We start from the raw sequence: 17,902 nt of genomic DNA on the forward strand, positions 1-17,902 counted from the left end.
TTCGCAGATAGTGGTACACGGCGTAACACACATGTGAGCAACTCAACTGTCCGCAAGATCGCCGACACGGCAGCCCCCGGACGAATTATGCTGCGCCGCAATCATTAACGGCAATGCGAAACCCCGGATCAGCCCGCCTTTTCCGGCGATATGCGCGCCTACCAGCGCAATAACGCCGCACATTAGCGGTGCCGGAAATCGGGGCGAAGGCCGTATCACGCTACAATCTCCGCGGACGGCGGAAATTTCACGCCCGTAGTCCATGGAAAATGTGCGCGCACTCCGATCCGCAGCACTGCACCGCCGCGCCAGGTCGACGCCCATCCACCGGAGAGGCATCCCAGCAGCGGCGAGAACTCGGATCAAGTGGTCGTCGCGGACCGTCCGGGTCCGCCCCACGCCTCGTGCGCGCGAGACGCGATAACGAGGAAAGGCAAGAACCTGAGCAAGATCACCGTAGAGCAGGAACCCGGCGTGGCCGACACACTGCTGACCGCAGAACTCGACGACACCCACCTCGCTCCCACTTTCGCCGAATTGGGCGTACGGCCGGAAATCGTCCGGGCCCTCGCCGACATCGGCATCGAACGCACTTTCGCCATTCAGGAACTCACCCTGCCGCTCGCGCTGGCCGGTGAGGACCTCATCGGCCAGGCCCGCACCGGTATGGGCAAGACCTTCGGCTTCGGTGTGCCGCTGCTGCACCGCATCGCCACCGGCGACTCCGGCACCATGACCCTCGACGGCACCCCGCGCGCGCTGATCATCGTGCCGACGCGCGAGCTGTGCATGCAGGTCACCGCGGACCTGGAGAACGCCAGCAAGTATCTGAAGGACGAGACCGGCACCAAGGTGCGGGTCCACGCCATCTACGGCGGCCGTCCGTACGACACGCAGATCGCGGCGCTGCGCGCCGGGGTCGACGTGGTCGTCGGCACCCCCGGCCGCCTGCTGGACCTGGCGCAGCAGAACCACCTGATCCTGGGCAAGGTCCAGGTGCTGGTGCTCGACGAGGCCGACGAGATGCTCGACCTGGGCTTCCTGCCCGATATCGAGCGCATCCTCACCATGGTTCCCGAGCAGCGCCAGACCATGCTGTTCTCGGCCACCATGCCGGGCCCGATCATCACCCTGGCCCGCACCTTCCTGAGCCGGCCCACCCACATCCGCGCCGAGGAGCACCACGAGTCCGCGGTGCACGACCGGATCCAGCAGCTCATCTACCGGGCGCACGCGCTCGACAAGAGCGAGCTGGTGGCCCGCATTCTGCAGGCCGAATCCCGTGGCGCCACAATGATTTTCGCGCGCACCAAGCGGACCGCGCAGAAGGTCGCCGACGATCTGGCCGAGCGCGGCTTCGCCGTCGGCGCGGTGCACGGCGACCTCGGACAGGTGCAGCGCGAGAAGGCGCTCAAGAAGTTCCGTGAGGGCAAGATCGACGTGCTGGTCGCCACCGACGTGGCCGCCCGCGGCATCGACATCGACGACGTCACCCACGTCATCAACTACCAGTGCCCCGAGGACGAGAAGACCTACGTGCACCGCATCGGCCGCACCGGCCGCGCGGGCAAGACCGGCGTCGCGGTCACCCTGGTCGACTGGGACGAGCTGCACCGCTGGGCCTCGATCGACAAGGCCCTCGAGCTCGGCATCCCGGAGCCGGTGGAGACCTACTCGCGCTCCCCGCACCTGTACGCGGAACTCGGCATCCCCGAGGGCATCACCGGCGTCATCCGCAAGCGCCCGGCCGCCCGCGACGAGGACGCCGTCGTCGTCGAGCGTGAGGCCCGCGCCCCGCGCAACCGCAACCGCCGCCGCACCCGCGGTGGCCAGGCCGTCGAGGGCGAGGCCACCACCTCGACCACCACGGTCACCGAAACAGTTGCGGCCGAAGGCGATTCGACCGGCGACCCGGAGAAGTCCGGCCGTCGCCGCCGTCGCCGCCGCCGCGGCAAGGGTGGCAACACCCCGGTGGAGGCCGTGGCCACCACCGAGGCCGAGGTCGAAAATGACCGGACCGCAACGGTTTCCGACGAAAACCCGGCGGAGAGCGGCAACGGCTCGCAGGAGAACGGCAACGGCTCGCGCCGCAACCGCACTCGCAACCGCCGCGGCCGGGGCTCCGCCGAGAACACCGGTTCCGCCGAGGCCGTGCAGGCCCCGCAGACCATCGCGCCGGGCCAGCTGTTCTCGCACAGTGAATCCCCCGTGACGAGCACCGCCGCACCGGTCGACGCGGTCACCGCCACGACGGCCGAGCCGGTCACCGCCGAGCCGGTCACCGCCGAGCCGGTCGCCGCGGAGGCGCCGCGCAAGCGCACCCGTCGCAGCAAGGCGGAATCCGCTCCGGCCGTGGCGGATTCGGTCGAGCCGACCGCCGTCGAGGCCACCGTGGACGCGACCGCTCCGGCGGCCGCCGAGGAAGCCCCGCGCAAGCGCACTCGCAAGGCCACGAAGGCCACCAAGGCCGCGGCCACCGAGACCGCCCCGGCGGAATCGGCTGCTGCCGAAGGTGATTCGGCCGAGCCGGTGCTGAAGGCCCCGCGTAAGCGCGCTGCCAAGGCGGCAAGCACGGAAGCCACCGCTACGGAGGCTGTCGTCGCGGAGGAAGCTCCGAAGAAGGCGACCCGCAAGCGCGCCACCAAGGCCGCGAGCAAGGCCGAGTCGGTCAGCAAGGACGAGGCGGTCACCGAGGTCGTCGCGGAAGCCGAGGCTCCGAAGGCCCCGGCCCGCAAGCGCACTCGCAAGGCGGTCGCCACCACCGAGGCAGCCGATGCTGCGAACGGCGCCGGCGATATTGCGAACGGCGCTGCCGATGCGGAGCCCGCTCCGAAGAAGCGCGTCCGCAAGGCGACCAAGGCCACGGTCGGCGGTAAAGCCGCCGCGGCCAAGGACGCCACCGCCGCAAACGGTTCCGGTGAGGCGGTCGACGCCGCGCCGGTGAAGCGGACGCGGCGCAAGAAGGTCGAGGCCACGGTGATCGTGGCCGATGACGCGGTCGCCGCCTCGGCGTAGCCGCACGGATCGGCTACTCTCGCTGTCGTGCTCGCACCCGAGCGGCGGACGCGCGCCGATATTCTCACCGCTGTCGCGATCGCCGCTCTGGTGGCGATCGCGACATTGGTGGTGGTGCTGACCAGCAGTGTGCGCGGTACCCACGCGGAGACCGCCAAGATCGATCTGCCCGCGCCCACCACCGGCGGCACGGTGCCCACCCAGGTCAAGGAGCTGTGGCGGCAGCCGGATGCGGCGGCCATGCGCTCGCTCGTGGTGGCCGGGGTGGCCGTGACAGCCGACGGCGGCACCGTCACCGGGCGCGATCCGCGCAGCGGGGCGGCGGTGTGGAGCTATCAGCGGGACCTGCCGCTGTGCTCGGTGGAGGTCCAGTTCGGGACCGTCATCGCGACCTACCGCGACGATCGCGGCTGCAGCGAGACCACACTGCTGAACTCCCAGAACGGTTCCCGGGTGGCCGCGCGGTCCAGCTACATGGACAAGCAGATCACCCTCTGGCCCGACGGCACGTATGTGCTCGCCCTCGGCGACAACCGGCTGGAGATGTGGCGTTCGGATATGGTCCGCACCCTCGAATACGGCTACGTCGACGCCCCGGTGAATCCGCACACCCAGCCGCGCACCGACTGCCGGCTGATCTCGGCCTCCTCCGCGCCCAGCCGGGTGGCGGTGCTGGAGCGCTGCTCCAAGGATGCCGCCGACCGGCTGACCGTCCTCAATCCCGCACCCAAGGACGGCACGGTGCCCGAGGAGTACAGCTCGCACGTGCTCAACGAGCCCGGCGGCGCGGTGGACGGCGCGCGGGTGATCGCGGTGTCCGACAGCCGGATCGCGCTCTACCTGCCCGGCACCCAGACCACCCCGCCGGTGCTGACCATCTACGACGTCAACGGCAATCTGCTTGCCACCCATCAGCTTTCGGCCCCGCTGGCGGACGACGCCATGGTGGCCCGGCTGTCCACCGGCTTCTTCGTCTTCACCGGCGAGAACCTGATCGCCCTCAATGCCACCACCCTCGACCCGCTGTGGGGCACCCAGCACGTGCTCGGCACGCCCGCGTTCATGGCCGGGCAGCTGCTGGTCCCGGTGACCGACGGCCTGGCCGTGCTGGATCCCAATACCGGCGCGCAGACCAGCCGAATCCCGCTGCAGCGCAGCGACTATCACAACGAGCCGATCTCGCTGGCGGTCTCGGGCAACATCTTCCTGGAGCGCCGCGGCGGCCAGGTGTACGGCGTCGGCGGACCCACTCCCTGACCCGTCCGGCATGATCGTTGCCATGAGCGGTAGCGAATTCCGGCTGGTATTGCTGCGACACGGTGAGACGGAATGGTCGGCCGCGCGCCGCCACACCGGCCGCACCGACTGCCCGCTCACGAAGCTCGGCGAGGCGCAGGCCCGCGCCGCCGGAAAGCTGCTGTCCGACTTGGACTTGCGAAACCCGCTGGTGCTGACCAGCCCCCGGCAGCGCGCGGTGCACACCGCCGAACTGGCCGGGCTGCACGGTGCCGTCATCGACGACGACCTCGTCGAATGGGACTACGGCGACTACGAGGGCCTGACCACCCCAGAGATCCAGCAGGTGTCGCCCGGCTGGACCATCTGGACCGGTGAGACCCCCGGCGGCGAGACCGCCGAACAGGTCCGCAAGCGCGCCGACAACGTGCTGGCCACCGTCATCCCCGAACTCGCCACCCGCGATGTGGTGCTGGTCGGCCACGGCCACTTCTCCCGCGCGCTCATCGCCCGCTGGTGCGAATTCGACGTCACCGAGGGCCGCCGATTCTTCATGTCCACCGCCGCGGTTACCGTCTTGGGACACGATCACCAGGCGCGAACCGTGCTCACGCACAACCTGGTTGCGCCGCTCGACCCGCAGCAAGGAGCCGCAGAATGATCCGCCGCGCCACCCCCGCCGATATCCCGGCGCTCGTGGAGCTGGTCTACGACCTGGCCGAATACGAGAAGCTGCGCGAGGAGTGCACGCTCACCGCGGACCAGCTGGAGCAGGCCCTGTTCGGCCCGAAGGCGGCGGCCTACGCGCATGTGGCCGAGAACGATCGGGGCATCGTCGGCTGCGCGATCTGGTTCCTGAACTTCTCCACCTGGAAGGGCGTGCACGGCATCTTCCTGGAGGATCTCTACGTCAAGCCGGAGGCCCGCGGCACCGGCCTGGGCAAGAATCTGCTCGCGGCGCTGGCACGGGAGTGCGTGGAGCAGGGCTACGCCCGCTTCGAATGGTCGGTGCTGAAGTGGAACACCCCGTCGATCGACTTCTACGAGTCGATCGGGGCGGTCAACCAGGAGGAGTGGACCGGCTACCGGCTGGCGGGCGACGCGCTGAAGCGGCTCGCGACCCACGCGGACGACTGAGCCGTTGTGAAAAGCGCCCGCTCACCGGATGGTGGGCGGGCGACCAAAAATCCGTCTACGAGCCACTGAGCCACCATTACGGCCCTTCGCGGCCCGGCGCTCACTCGACCGAGCCGTACCCCGCGGCCATCCACTTGTTCGACGCCGGCGCGAACAACGCCCCCAGCGCACCCAGCGCCAGCAACCCCAGCGGCGCACCGAACTCGGGCCGGTCCGAGGTGAACATGTAGTACGCGACGCCCAGCAGCAGCAATTGCGTGAGCGTCGCGATCGCCCGCCCCCACCGCTTCCCGCGCATCAGCCCGATCCCGGCCGCGAGCACCGCGCCGCCCAGGATGGCCGCGTACCCGGCGGTGAGATAGCTGTTCTTCGCGTTCTGCGCCGACCCGCTCACGCCCACGATGATCAGCACGACCATCGCGACCAGGCCCAGGGCGCCCTCGAGCGCGACCAGCGCTCCCGCCACGCGAACCGTCGTCGGCACGACCTCGGTCTCGCCCGCGGGGGTGTTCTCGCCGTTGTTCTGCTCAGCCACGACGCCCAGCCTACGACCGAGCGTCGTTGTCGAATCCTGGACCCGCCCACGTATTTCCGATGGGACGCGGGCAGTCGTGTCGCGACGGACCTCGCTAGGCTGCGGGGGTGCGGACGCTGCTGATCGTGAACCCGAATGCCACTTCGACCACTCGGTCCACTCGGGATCTGCTCGCTCACGCACTGGAAAGCCGCACCCAGCTCACCGTTCGCCAGACCGAGCACCGGGGGCACGCCGCCGAGCTGGCGCGCTGGGCCGCCGACACCCGGATGGATCTGATCGTGGTGCACGGCGGGGACGGCACCGTGAACGAGACCATCAACGGCTTCCTCCCGCTGCCCGGTCAGCCGCAGCGCGAATGGCTGCCGCGGCTCGGCGTCATTCCGGGCGGTTCGGCGAATGTGTTCGCGCGCTCGCTGGGCATCGAACCGGATCCGGTGACCGCCACCAATCAGCTCATCGATCTGCTCTCCGACGAGGCGGACCGCCGCATCGGTCTCGGCGTCGCCGACGATCGCTGGTTCTGCTTCAGCGCGGGCGTCGGCCTGGACGCCGATGTGTGCGAGGCCATCGACGACAAACGCGCGAACGGCAAGGCCGCCACGCCCGCTCGTTATCTGCGCACCACGGTCAAGCAGTTCTTCCGCGCGAAACGCCATGCCCCGCAAGTGACCTTGAACATTCCAGGTCACGAACCGGTCACGGAGGTGCATTACGCATTCGTGACCAATGCCAGTCCGTGGACTTATCTCGACAACACGCCCGTGGTCACCAACCCCGGCACCAGCTTCGAATCGGGTCTCGGGGTGTTTGCCATGCGCACCATGGGCGTCATGCCCACCCTCATGATCGCGCGGCAGTTGCTGTCCGACCAGGGGGATCCCAAGGGACACAAATTGTTTCGCGAGGACGACGTTCCGGCCGTCACCATCACGGCGGAGGAACCGATCGGCTTGCAAATCGACGGCGACTTCATCGGTCGACGCAACATGGTGAATTTCACAGCAGTCCCGGATATCCTCGATGTGGTCGCGCCGAAGCCCTAGCCGGTTCGACACACCTGAGAAACCTAGCTGTTGCGCTGCGAAAACCCGCTCGACCGAGTACAAATGACACGGCGGACCCCCATGTAGGGGTCTTACAGCGTGAGCTTCCCCACGGTGCACCAGGTATCTATTGACATCTACGGTGTTCGTGAAAGCATTCACAAGCAACCGTGCGGAAACATTCGAGTCGCACAAGTGAACGGACCACAAACCCGAAGGGCAGCGCCATGCGCGCGCCCTAGCAAAGGAGCAGAGGAATGGACTGGCGCCACAAGGCCATCTGTCGCGACGAGGACCCCGAGCTGTTCTTCCCGGTGGGTAACAGTGGTCCGGCGCTCGCGCAGATTGCCGATGCCAAGCTGGTCTGCGCTCGCTGCCCCGTCACTGCCGACTGCCTGTCCTGGGCTCTCAAGTCCGGTCAGGATGCCGGTGTGTGGGGTGGAATGAGCGAAGACGAGCGTCGCGCTCTCAAGCGCCGCAACGCTCGCACGCGTACCCGCACCGTCGTCTAACCAGCTAAGACGACAGGCGTTACGGCCCATCCCAGCCTCGGGGCCGCAACGTAATTCGGCCCGGCACCAATACAGGTGCCGGGCTTCAGTGTGTAAAGAGCGAAATTCTCGATCAACGGGATTCCCTCTTCTCGAACGAAAGTTCGGGCGCAGATTTTTCACTACGCCCGAACTTATGCGTCGAGGTTTATATTTCAGCGAGCGGACCGGCGGCCCAACGGAACTCGCAGGACCGCGTCGGTGCCGACATCGGCGCCCGGATGAAGTCCGATGGAACCACCCAATTCGGCCGTGACCAGTGTGCGGACAATTTGCAGGCCCAACCGGTCGGAGGCTTCCAGGCTGAAACCGTCCGGGAGACCGCGGCCGTCGTCGCTGATGATGACGTCGAGCCAACGGGCCGAACGCTCGGAACGGATTGTGACCGTACCGTTCTCGCCGGCGTCGAAGGCGTGCTCGATGGCGTTCTGGACCAGCTCGGTCAGCACCATGACCAGCGGCGTCGCGCGTTCGGCGGAGAAGACGCCGAGGGATCCGGCGCGGCGCACCTTGATGCGAGCGGTGTGGACGGTCGCCACGTCGGCCATTATCGGCAGCAGGCGGTCCACCACCTCGTCCAGATCGACCTCTTCGTCAACCGACATGGACAACATTTCGTGCACCGAGGCGATGGAGGTGACGCGGCGGACCGATTCGGTCAAAGCCAGCCGCGCCTCCTCGTTCTCGGTCCGGCGGGCCTGCAGCCGCAACAGCGCCGCGACCGTCTGGAGGTTGTTCTTCACCCGGTGGTGGATCTCGCGAATGGTCGCGTCCTTGGACAGCAGCGCGCGGTCGCGCCGCTTCACCTCGGTGACATCGCGGACCAGCACCGCGGCCCCGGCCAGCTCACCGTGCGGGCGCAGCACCAGGGTGCGCAGCAGCACGGTCGCGCCCCGGGCCTCGACTTCCATTCGGCGACCGGCCTTTCCGGCCAGGGCCGCCTGGATATCGCCGACCACCTCCTGCGCGTCGAACGGGTCGGTGATGAGCGAGCGCGTGGTCAGCGCCAGATCCTGGCCGACCAGATCGTTCTGCAGACCCATGCGGTGATAGGCCGAGAGCGCGTTGGGGCTGGCGTAGACGACGGTGCCCTCGGTGTCGAGGCGGATGAAACCGTCGCCGGCGCGCGGGCTGGAATGCGAACCGGTGCGGTCCTCGAGCGCGGGCCAGGTGCCGTCGGCGACCATCTGGCACAGGTCGTCCGCGCAGGACATGTAGGCGATCTCCAGGCTGGACCGCATCTTGCGGCGCTGGGTATCGGTATCGCGGCCGAGCACGGCGATGATGTCGTCGCCGATCCGCACCGGAATCGCCTCGCGCATGGCGTGCACCGGATGCGGGTGATAGACGCCGGTGAGGGCGGTATCGGTCTCGGTGCGGGCGATGTCGGCGTTCATCAGGGCCTCGAACACCTGCGGATTCGCCTCTTTGGTGGCGAGGGTGCCGACCAGATCCTCCGGATGCACGGTGGGTGCGGTGGTGGGGCGGCACTGCGAGACGCACACCACCTCCGCGCCCTCGGCGACCGGTCCGGTCCCCACCCACAGCAGCAGATCCGCGAAGGACAGATCCGCCAGCAGCTGCCAGTCCCCCACCACCCGCTGCAAATGATCGACGGCCGCACCCGGTAGATCCGTGTGCTCGGCCAGTAGCTCACTCAGTGTCGACATTCACCCACACTCCTCGGTTCCCACGTCGGGTGTATGTTCCCACGCGACACGGGCAGGCTGCGTCAGGAGCAGGTCGGGGGCTGTGATCGGGCTGGGTGTCTTCAGGAGATGGTGGCGATCAGATCGCCGGGCTGCAGGACGTCGCCGGGCTTGACGTTGATCGAGGCGACGATGCCGGCGCCCTCGACGATGACCGGGATCTCCATCTTCATGGACTCGAGCATCACGACCGGGTCGTCGGCCTGCACCGCGTCACCGACGGCGACCAGGATCTCCTGCACCGTCGACACCATCTCGGCCTTCACTTCCTCAGCCATGTACACCTCTCGCGTTCGAGTGACCCGTAGCCCCTGAAGGTACAGCCAACCACACGTGAAAGAATGGCTGCCGACTGAAGGGAGATTACCTATGGGTAAGCGTGGACGTAAGAAGCGTGGCCGCAAGAAGAATGCGGCCAACCACGGCAAGCGGCCTAACGCCTGAGCTGCCGTAACTGGCTCGAAAAATGCTGAGCGGCACCACTTCCCGACTGGGAAGGGTGCCGCTCAGCTGTATTCGGGATGCGTTTATTCGGCCGCGTCGGTCCGGGTCTCGACCACCGTGTAGCTGGTCCGGATCTCCATGGTCAGGCGCTGCCGGAGCGAGTCCGGGGCGCGGTCGCCGCCGCACTTGCGGTTCAGCAGCGACTTGAGCTTCTCCTCGAGACCGTAGGCCTCGATGCACGGCGAGCAACGGTCGATGTGCGCGCGCAGCCGATCCTTCACGGCCGCGTCGCACTCGTTGTCCAGGAGCAGCCAGACATCGGCGAGCACCGCCGAGCAGTCCAGATCATCCATGTCGTCGCTCACTGGGTTACCTCCTCACGAGCCGCGTCGTTGCCCGACCGGTTGAAGCCTCGGTCCCGCGCCACGTCGGCCAGCAGACCCTTCAGCTGCTTGCGTCCGCGGTGCAGTCGGGACATGACGGTACCAATGGGAGTGCCCATGATTTCGGCGATTTCCTTGTAGGGGAAGCCCTCCACATCGGCGTAGTACACCGCCATCCGGAATTCTTCCGGAAGCTCCTGCAGAGCGGCCTTGATGTCGTCGTCCGGCAGCGCCTCGAGCGCCTCCATCTCCGCCGAGCGCAGACCCGTGGAGGTGTGCTCGGCGGTGGAGGCCAGCTGCCAGTCGGTGATCTCGTCGGTCGGATACTGCGCGGGCTGGCGCTGCTTCTTCCGATACGAGTTGATGTAGGTGTTGGTGAGGATGCGGTACAGCCAGGCCCGCAGGTTGGTGCCCTCACGGAAGGACTTGAAACCCTGATACGCCTTGGCGAAGGTCTCCTGCACCAGGTCCTCGGCATCGGCCGGGTTGCGGGTCATGCGCAACGCGGCACCGTAGAGCTGGTCCAGCAGCGGGAGCGCGTCACGCTCGAACCGCGCGGCCAGTTCCGCGACGGATTCGGTGCTCCTGGCACCGGATTCGTCCACTTCGTCGTAATCGACCGCTTGATCGTCACCGGCGTCGATGCCCTCGCTGTCCGAGTCGTCATCACGCAGGCGATCGACCATCTCGTCGTCGCTCGTCACGCTAATCCCTTCGATCGCCGTAGCAATTGAATCTACCGCGAACAGGGATTCGACCAGGAAACCGGCCGGGCGCTCTTCGACCAAAACGGTCACCGACTCCTCCTTCGTGAATGCGCGTACCGCATGCAACAGACACCGCCCCCGCCCTGTTCCCAGCACGGATAATCCGGTTGCGTTCGGTGATTAGGGTGAGCCCATGGCTGCTGCTTCGACCCCCGCGATCAAGGCCCTGGTGCAGGCAAAGGTTGATCATCGGGTACACGCGTATACCCATGACCCGCGCAGTGATTCGTATGGAGCGGAGGCGGTCGAGGCGCTCGCGGATCAGCTCGGGGTTACCGCCGGGCAGATCTTCAAGACGCTGGTGATCGAGCTGGGTTCGGGCGTACTCGCGGTGGCCGTGCTGCCGGTGCCGACCAAGCTGTCGCTGAAGGCTGCGGCGGCGGCGCTCGGCGGCGGGAAGGCCGCCATGGCCGACAAGGCGAAGGCCGAACGCACGACGGGTTATGTGCTGGGCGGGGTGTCGCCGCTGGGCCAGAAGAAGAAGCTGCCGACCGTCATCGACGAGTCGGCGCTCGGGTTCGACCGAGTCCTGTGCAGCGCGGGCAAGCGCGGGCTCGAAATCGAGCTCGCCCCCGCTGACCTGGTACGACTCACGAATGCGGTGACCGCTCCCGTCGCTTCGGCCTGATACCGGAGAAGTCACCTCCGGAAAAACTTGCCAAAGGGCAACGATGTGTGGATACTTGCGTCGTACAACTAGTTGATAGATACAAGAAGTTGCCCTACGCAAGGAGGTGAGACCGACCGTGAACGACGATGACCCGGCGATTACCGACCAGACCGACATCGACGACGGCCAGATCGACGCCATCGCATTCGAGATCGCCCGGCTCACCAAACTGCGTGATCGCACCAATGCGCAGATCGCGACCCTGACCCACGGCGAGATCGAACCGGCGGCCTTCGGCATCCTGTTCCAGCTCATCCACACCGGCCCGGTCCGGTCGGGAGCACTCGCCGAGGCGCTCTACTCCGACGCCTCCACCATCAGCCGGCAGGTCGCGAGCCTGGTCAAGCGCGGACTCATCGAGCGCCGCGCCGACCCGTCGGACGGCCGCGTCAGCGTGCTCGACGTGACCGAGGCCGGTCGCACGGTGGCAGCCCAGATCCGGGTGCGGCGCAACGACTCGCTGCGGCAGATGCTCGAGGGCTGGACGCCCGGGGAACGGGACATCTTCTCGGATCTGTTGCGGCGCTTCGTCGACGGCTACGAGGTGACCCGGCAACGCATGCTGGCCGATATGGCGGCCCACAAAGACCTTCAATCCTATTACGCACCGGCGGAGAACAATTCGTGACTGCACAAGTGGAAGCGGCGGAGCCCGAAGTCAATTCGGCGGGCTTCACCCACAAACAGATCCTGGTCATCATGAGCGGCCTGCTCCTGGGCATGCTGCTGGCCGCCCTGGATCAGACCATCGTGTCGACCTCCATCCGCACCATCGCCGATGAGCTGCACGGCTATTCGGCACAGGCGTGGGTGACCACCGCCTACTTGATCACCTCGACCCTGGCCACACCGCTCTACGGCAAGCTCTCGGACATGTACGGCCGCAAGCCGTTCTACCTGGCCGCCATCTCCATCTTCGTGGTCGGCTCGCTGGCCTGTTCGATGGCGACGTCGATGTACGAGCTGGCCGCATACCGGGCCTTCCAGGGCCTGGGCGCGGGCGGCCTGATGTCGCTGGCGCTGACCATCATGGGCGATATCGTCTCTCCCCGTGAGCGCGCCCGCTACCAGGGCTACTTCCTGGCCGTGTTCGGCACCTCCAGCGTGGTGGGCCCGGTCGTCGGCGGCCTGCTGTCGGGCACCGACAGCATCCTGGGCGTCACCGGCTGGCGCTGGGTGTTCCTGGTGAACGTGCCGGTCGGCATTCTCGCGCTGGCCGTGGTTACCCGCGTGCTCAAGCTGCCCAAGCGCCCCGTCACCAAGGTGCCGATCGACTGGATGGGCATCTCCGCGCTGATCGTCGGCCTGGTGCCGCTGCTGGTGGTGGCCGAGCAGGGTCGCGAATGGGGTTGGACCAGTGGGCATTCGCTGTTCTGCTACATCCTGGGCGCGCTGGGCATCCTGGCCTTCATCGCCGTCGAGGCCAAGCAGGGCGACGCCGCGCTGATCCCGCTGCGCATGTTCAAGAACTCCACCTTCGCGCTCGGCGTGGTCATCTCGGTGGTGGTCGGTGCGGCCATGTTCGGCGGCATCACCCTGCTGCCGCAGTACCTGCAGGTGGTCCAGGGCGCGAGCCCGACCAAGGCGGGTCTGCTCATGCTGCCGCTGGTGGCGGGCATGATGACCGGTTCGATCATGGCCGGTCAGCTGATCTCGAAGACCGGGCGGTACAAGTACTTCCCGCCGGTCGGCGCGTTCCTGCTGACCTCGGGACTGTTCCTGCTGCACTTCGTCTCCGCGGATACGAAGCTGTGGGTCGTCATGATCTTCATGGCCATCACCGGCTTCGGCCTGGGCAACCTGATGCAGCCGCTGACCCTGGCGCTGCAGAACGCGTTGCCGCCCAAGGACATGGGCGTGTCCACCGCGGCCGCGACCTTCTTCCGCCAGATCGGCGGCACCCTGGGTGTGGCGGTGTTCCTGTCGGTGCTGTTCACGCAGCTGGCCCCGAACATCACCACCTCGCTCGAGGGCGTGCGGAGCGACCCGGCCTACGTGCAGGCCGCCACCGAGGCGGTCAAGGGTCCGGACTCGGTCGACAAGAAGGTCGTGCTCGGCCTGTCGAACGAGAAGACCGCTCCCGCGGTCGTGGGTCAGGTGCTCAATGACAGTTCGGTCATCCAGCAGCTGAATCCGACGCTGGCGCATCCCTTCAAGGAAGGCTTCGCCAAGTCCATGGACCGGGTGTTCCTCTCGGCCACCGTGGTGGCGCTGATCGGCTTCATCCTGGTGCTGTTCTGGAAGGAGGTGCCGCTGCGGACCGCGGGCGGCATCCAGGCCCGCAAGGAGGCCGTCGAAGAGGCGGACGTGGCGGCGCTGTAATAGCCGGATGACCGATGCCCCCGTCGCGGAAACGCGGCGGGGGCATCGTCATTTCACATTTCGGGCGCTTTTCTGTGAGTTACTGGGGAGCGAGCAGTGAGCTTGTTGTGAACCCCTTTGTCCACAAGGTCCGATTCGAACCCGAGGATGTGATGAGGTTTATGTCTGCCCCTCGACTTGTCGCCGCCGCAGTGCTGGTGCTCGCGCTGGGCTCCGGTCCCCTGACCGTCGCCACCGCGACCGCCGGGCCGGTCAATCCGAGTTTCCCCAATCCGGGAGCGCCCGACTCCGGACAGCAGCCGAAGAAGGACGAACACATCGACAAGGCCGAAAAGCTGGGTGGCGGCCTCATTACGAAGGCGATCGATTCGGTGGCCGAGACCCTGAAGTGCACGCTCAATATCCCGCTCCCGACAGTGAAGTGCGGGTAGCGGACCGAATACCCTCGCGGGCCGGTTAGATCAGGCTGATCTGACCGGCCTGTTCGTTTACCTGGCCCAATAGCTCGGGGCCGTTGTTCTTGACGCTGTTCACCAGCGAGGGCACCTCACGCATGAGGATGTCCGAAACCGCTTCGGGGGACGGCGTTTCCAGTAGTTCTTCCGGAGCCGGGTGATCCGGGTCCAGCCAGGCTTCCCAGTGCTCGCGCGGCATGGGCAGCGGCATGCGGTCGTGGATCTTGGTCAGATCGCCGACCGAATCGGTGGTCAGGATGGTGCACGACAGCAGCGGCTTCGCCTCGTCGCCCAGGCTGCGGTCGCGCCAGACCGACCAGAGCCCGGCCATGTAGAGCCGTCCGCCATCCGACTTGGACATGAAATACGGCCGCTTGACGGCCTTTCCGAGCGAATCCTGCTCGGTGACCCACTCGTACCAGCCGTCCATGGGCACCAGGCAGCGGCGCTTCTTGACCGCGTCCCGGAACGACGCCGTGGTGGCGGCCTTGTCGGCGCGGGCATTGAACAGCGGCTTGCCCTTGACCGGGACGCCGGGCTCGGAGGCCTTGGTCCACACGGGGATCAGGCCCCAGCGCATGGCGCGGATGCGCAGCGTGGCGGGGTCCTCCGGGTGATCGCGGTCGTGTCGTTCCACGACGGTGAGCACCTGATTGGTCGGGGCCACGTTGTAATTGGGGTTGAAGCCTTTGTCGTCGGTCTCGTCGATAGCGTCGAGTTCGACGGCCAGCTTCGCGGGATTCGTCGTTGTCGCGTACCTACCGCACATGCCGACCATGCTGCCACCGGCCACCGACACGCACCAGAAATGACGCTCACGAAATGAATCGCCCACGATGTGATGGCAATTGACATCACTTGGGCGGTGTGAGACGTTCGTCTCATCACACTCTCATCCTCAAGGGATCGCCGCCAATCATGACTGCAACCGAAACCGCCCCGCTCGATCAGGCCGACACGCTGACTTCGGTCAACCCCGCCACCGGCGAGACGCTCGCCACCTACCCGATCGACGACGAGGCTGCGGTGCGAGCGGCCGTCGCCAAGGCCCGGACCGCCGCCGCCACCTGGGGCGCGCTGAGCTACGCCGAGCGCAAGAAGCACATTCTGCGCTGGGGCAGCAAGCTCGTCGAGAAGTCCGACGAGCTCAGCGAGCTCATCCACGCCGAGAACGGCAAGCCCCTCGACGACGCCTTCCTGGAGCTGATGCTCGCGCTGGAGCACATCAAGTGGGCCGCCTCCAATGCCGAGAAGGTGCTCAAGGGCAAGAAGGTCGCGCCGGGCGCGTTCATGGCCAACTTCGCCGCGCACCTGGAGTACCGGCCGCTGGGTGTCGTCGGCATCATCGGGCCGTGGAACTACCCGGTCTACACCCCCAACGGCTCCATCGCCTACGCGCTGGCCGCCGGCAACTGCGTGGTGTTCAAGCCCAGTGAATTCTCCACGGGCATCGGCAATTTCGTGGCCAAGTCGTTCGCCGAGGCGAATCCGGAACTCCCCGATGGGGTTTTCGTCACCGTCAACGGCTACGGCGCCACCGGTGCGGCACTGGTGAAGTCGGGTGTCGACAAGCTGGCCTTCACCGGATCCACCGCGACCGGCAAGAAGATCATGGCCGCCGCGGCCGAGACCCTCACCCCGGTGCTGCTGGAGTGCGGCGGCAAGGACGCGGTGATCGTGGCCGCCGACGCCGACATCAAGGCCGCCGCCGACGCGGTCGCCTGGGGCGCGACGGCCAACTCCGGCCAGACCTGCGCGGGCGTCGAGCGGGTGTACGTGGACAAGTCGATCGCCGACGAGTTCATCGCCGAGGTCAAGCGCATCCTCACCGATATCAAGCCGGGTTCGGACGCCAAGGCCTCCTACGGCCCGATGACCATGCCCAGCCAGATCGACATCGTGCGCCGCCACATCGAGGACGCCATCAAGAACGGCGGCAAGGCCGTGCTCGGCGGGCCCGAATCCGTCAAGGGCCCCTACATCGAACCGGTGGTGCTGGTCGACGTGGACGAGTCCTCGGACGCGGTGTGCGAGGAGACCTTCGGGCCGACCGTCACCATTCGCACGGTCAACGGCATCGACGAGGCGGTGGAGCTGACCAACAAGAGCAAGTACGGGCTCGGCTCTGCCGTCTACTCCAAGAAGCAGGGCATGGAGATCGCCCGGCGCCTGGAGGTCGGCTGCACCTCGGTGAACTCGGTGCTGTCCTACGCCGCGATTTCGGGCCTGCCGTTCGGTGGCGTCCGCGACTCCGGCATCGGCCGCATCCACGGTGCGCCGGGCCTGCTGGAATTCGCGCGGCCGCATTCGATCGCGGTGCAGCGCTTCACGATTCCGGGCATGGCGCTGCTGTCCTACACGCGGACCGATCGCACCATGAAGCTGCTGCGCAAGATCGTGCCCCTGGTGCACGGGCGCGCGAAGTAGCCAACTCTCGGGACTCTCAGGGGTTCCCCCTGAAACCCCCAGGGCAACAACGCCGGTCTCCTGACAGGGACCGGCGTTGGTACGTTATGGGTTGGGCGGCAAGGGAGTTGGGGCGAAGAACTCCTCCAGCGGGGTCGGGCCCGTGTAGCGCTGGCAGTTGCAGCGCGCCCAGGCCTTGATGCCCATGCCGGTCTTGCGGAAGGTCTCGGCGTGGCAGTGCCCGGCTTCGCGGTCATGCAGGGCCAGGTCGTGGCCGCAGCCGCACATTGCGGGTTGCTGGGCCGCCACCGGCTTGGGGCGGCGGGAGCCGAATCGGCCCGCGAGCCACCCGCCGCCGACGAGCGCGCCCCCGATGACGAGGCTGATGGGATCGATCACCGGCCCAGTATACGTAGTTCTATACGTATACGTCTAGCTCGAATCGACCGCTCGGGAAACGGACGCAACGCCCGCGACGGCCCGATCGTTTGGGAGGATGGGGAGGTGACTTTCTGGCCCGCGCCCCATGTCCGAGTTCCCGTCCACGCGACCGTGACCCTGCCCGGGTCCAAATCCATTACCAATCGGGCGCTGATCCTCGCCGCGCTGGCGGATCGGCCGTCCACCCTCACCGGTGCGCTGCGCAGCCGCGACACCAACCTCATGATCGAGGCGCTGCGGGCCATGGGAACCGGGATCGAGGGCGACGGGGAGACCCTCACCGTCACGCCGCCGGCCGAATTCTCCAGCGCCATGGTCGATTGCGGGCTGGCGGGCACGGTCATGCGGTTCCTGCCGCCGGTGGCGGCGCTGGCGCACGGCGATGTGGCCTTCGACGGTGACGAGCAGGCGCGGGCGCGGCCGCTGACCACCATCCTGGACGCGCTGCGGGCGCTGGGCCTCGATATCGACGGCAACCAGCTGCCGTTCGTGGTGCACGGGACGGGATCGTTGCGCGGCGGGCCGGTCACCATCGACGCGTCCGGGTCCTCGCAGTTCGTATCGGGGCTGCTGCTCTCGGCGGCGCGGTTCGAGCAGGGCGTCACGGTCAATCACGACGGCGCGGCGCTGCCGTCCATGCCGCACATCGAGATGACGGTGGAGATGCTGCGGCGCGCCGACGTGCGGGTGGAGGCGCCCAACGATCCGCGCAAGGCGCAGACCTGGACCGTCGCGCCGGGCCCGATTCGCGCGGTGGACTGGGAGATCGAGCCGGACCTGTCCAA

At 67.2% G+C, this 17,902-nt stretch carries 19 protein-coding genes and 1 pseudogene; 13 read left to right on the forward strand and 7 right to left on the reverse strand.

Annotated features, from left to right (window positions below; translation table 11 throughout):
- Positions 1-420: 420 nt before the first annotated feature.
- From ON43_RS26710 to ON43_RS26725, 4 genes and pseudogenes are all read left to right on the forward strand, one after another.
- Positions 421-2,001: pseudogene (locus ON43_RS26710) on the forward strand (DEAD/DEAH box helicase); the annotation flags it as partial.
- Between the two features lie 1,041 nt (positions 2,002-3,042).
- Positions 3,043-4,272 (forward strand): Rv3212 family protein, encoded by a 1,230-nt coding sequence (locus ON43_RS26715; RefSeq protein WP_040811796.1) that lies wholly within the window; start codon positions 3,043-3,045, stop codon positions 4,270-4,272.
- A 22-nt stretch (positions 4,273-4,294) separates the two neighbouring features.
- On the forward strand, positions 4,295-4,912 hold the full coding sequence (locus ON43_RS26720; protein WP_040811798.1) for an acid phosphatase: 618 nt from the start codon (positions 4,295-4,297) through the stop codon (positions 4,910-4,912).
- The gene (locus tag ON43_RS26725) at positions 4,909-5,388 is read left to right on the forward strand and encodes a GNAT family N-acetyltransferase (RefSeq protein WP_040811799.1); all 480 of its coding nucleotides are present in this window, start codon (positions 4,909-4,911) and stop codon (positions 5,386-5,388) included. Before ON43_RS26720 ends, ON43_RS26725 begins: the two co-directional genes overlap by 4 nt.
- A 100-nt stretch (positions 5,389-5,488) precedes the next feature.
- Here the strand turns inward: ON43_RS26725 and ON43_RS26730 are convergent, their stop codons facing one another.
- The gene (locus ON43_RS26730; protein WP_051179282.1) at positions 5,489-5,923 is read right to left on the reverse strand and encodes a hypothetical protein; all 435 of its coding nucleotides are present in this window, start codon (positions 5,921-5,923) and stop codon (positions 5,489-5,491) included.
- A 107-nt stretch (positions 5,924-6,030) separates the two neighbouring features.
- Here ON43_RS26730 and ON43_RS26735 point away from each other — a divergent pair, with 107 nt between their 5' ends.
- A complete protein-coding gene (locus ON43_RS26735; RefSeq protein WP_040811800.1) occupies positions 6,031-6,969 on the forward strand; it encodes a diacylglycerol/lipid kinase family protein in 939 nt (312 codons plus the stop codon).
- Between the two features lie 257 nt (positions 6,970-7,226).
- Complete coding sequence (locus ON43_RS26740; protein ID WP_011211115.1) at positions 7,227-7,481, forward strand: WhiB family transcriptional regulator; 255 nt, start codon at positions 7,227-7,229, stop codon at positions 7,479-7,481.
- A 194-nt stretch (positions 7,482-7,675) separates the two neighbouring features.
- On the opposite strand, the gene ON43_RS26745 is transcribed toward ON43_RS26740, so the two are convergent.
- Together ON43_RS26745 and ON43_RS26750 are read right to left on the reverse strand one after the other, a co-directional pair.
- Positions 7,676-9,190 (reverse strand): sensor histidine kinase, encoded by a 1,515-nt coding sequence (locus ON43_RS26745; RefSeq protein WP_040811802.1) that lies wholly within the window; start codon positions 9,188-9,190, stop codon positions 7,676-7,678.
- Positions 9,191-9,291: 101 nt separating this feature from the next.
- A complete protein-coding gene (locus ON43_RS26750) occupies positions 9,292-9,507 on the reverse strand; it encodes a biotin/lipoyl-binding carrier protein (RefSeq protein ID WP_063712633.1) in 216 nt (71 codons plus the stop codon).
- Positions 9,508-9,598: 91 nt separating this feature from the next.
- Between ON43_RS26750 and ON43_RS47215 the strand changes: the two genes are divergently transcribed.
- The gene (locus tag ON43_RS47215; protein WP_153805149.1) at positions 9,599-9,673 is read left to right on the forward strand and encodes a 50S ribosomal protein bL37; all 75 of its coding nucleotides are present in this window, start codon (positions 9,599-9,601) and stop codon (positions 9,671-9,673) included.
- 83 nt (positions 9,674-9,756) lie between these two features.
- On the opposite strand, the gene rsrA is transcribed toward ON43_RS47215, so the two are convergent.
- Positions 9,757-10,026 (reverse strand): mycothiol system anti-sigma-R factor, encoded by a 270-nt coding sequence (gene rsrA / locus ON43_RS26755; protein WP_040811840.1) that lies wholly within the window; start codon positions 10,024-10,026, stop codon positions 9,757-9,759.
- A gap of 8 nt (positions 10,027-10,034) precedes the next feature.
- Positions 10,035-10,766 carry a sigma-70 family RNA polymerase sigma factor gene (locus ON43_RS26760; RefSeq protein WP_373283487.1) on the reverse strand — a complete coding sequence of 244 codons (732 nt, stop codon included), beginning with the start codon at positions 10,764-10,766 and terminating at the stop codon, positions 10,035-10,037.
- Between the two features lie 190 nt (positions 10,767-10,956).
- Between ON43_RS26760 and ybaK the strand changes: the two genes are divergently transcribed.
- The 4 genes from ybaK to ON43_RS26780 all read left to right on the forward strand — a co-directional run bounded on the left by ybaK (position 10,957) and on the right by ON43_RS26780 (position 14,246).
- Positions 10,957-11,451 carry a Cys-tRNA(Pro) deacylase gene (gene ybaK, locus ON43_RS26765; protein ID WP_040811806.1) on the forward strand — a complete coding sequence of 165 codons (495 nt, stop codon included), beginning with the start codon at positions 10,957-10,959 and terminating at the stop codon, positions 11,449-11,451.
- A 118-nt stretch (positions 11,452-11,569) separates the two neighbouring features.
- On the forward strand, positions 11,570-12,121 hold the full coding sequence (locus ON43_RS26770) for a MarR family winged helix-turn-helix transcriptional regulator (RefSeq protein WP_245568762.1): 552 nt from the start codon (positions 11,570-11,572) through the stop codon (positions 12,119-12,121).
- A 71-nt stretch (positions 12,122-12,192) separates the two neighbouring features.
- Positions 12,193-13,815, forward strand: coding sequence for an MDR family MFS transporter (locus ON43_RS26775; protein ID WP_051179294.1), 1,623 nt, complete (start codon positions 12,193-12,195; stop codon positions 13,813-13,815).
- A gap of 161 nt (positions 13,816-13,976) precedes the next feature.
- A complete protein-coding gene (locus ON43_RS26780; protein ID WP_157514203.1) occupies positions 13,977-14,246 on the forward strand; it encodes a hypothetical protein in 270 nt (89 codons plus the stop codon).
- A 25-nt stretch (positions 14,247-14,271) separates the two neighbouring features.
- Here ON43_RS26780 and ON43_RS26785 read toward each other — a convergent pair whose 3' ends face one another.
- The gene (locus ON43_RS26785; RefSeq protein WP_040811846.1) at positions 14,272-15,039 is read right to left on the reverse strand and encodes an SOS response-associated peptidase; all 768 of its coding nucleotides are present in this window, start codon (positions 15,037-15,039) and stop codon (positions 14,272-14,274) included.
- A 149-nt stretch (positions 15,040-15,188) separates the two neighbouring features.
- Between ON43_RS26785 and ON43_RS26790 the strand changes: the two genes are divergently transcribed.
- On the forward strand, positions 15,189-16,697 hold the full coding sequence (locus tag ON43_RS26790) for an aldehyde dehydrogenase family protein (protein ID WP_040811812.1): 1,509 nt from the start codon (positions 15,189-15,191) through the stop codon (positions 16,695-16,697).
- Between the two features lie 84 nt (positions 16,698-16,781).
- Here the strand turns inward: ON43_RS26790 and ON43_RS26795 are convergent, their stop codons facing one another.
- A complete protein-coding gene (locus ON43_RS26795) occupies positions 16,782-17,075 on the reverse strand; it encodes a hypothetical protein (protein WP_040811814.1) in 294 nt (97 codons plus the stop codon).
- 105 nt (positions 17,076-17,180) lie between these two features.
- Here ON43_RS26795 and ON43_RS26800 point away from each other — a divergent pair.
- On the forward strand, positions 17,181-17,902 hold a 722-nt coding region (locus ON43_RS26800; protein WP_040811847.1), incomplete at its 3' end, for a carboxyvinyltransferase.

It is taken from the genome of Nocardia concava NBRC 100430, from assembly GCF_000308815.1.
Taxonomy (GTDB): Bacteria; Actinomycetota; Actinomycetes; order Mycobacteriales; family Mycobacteriaceae; genus Nocardia; species Nocardia concava.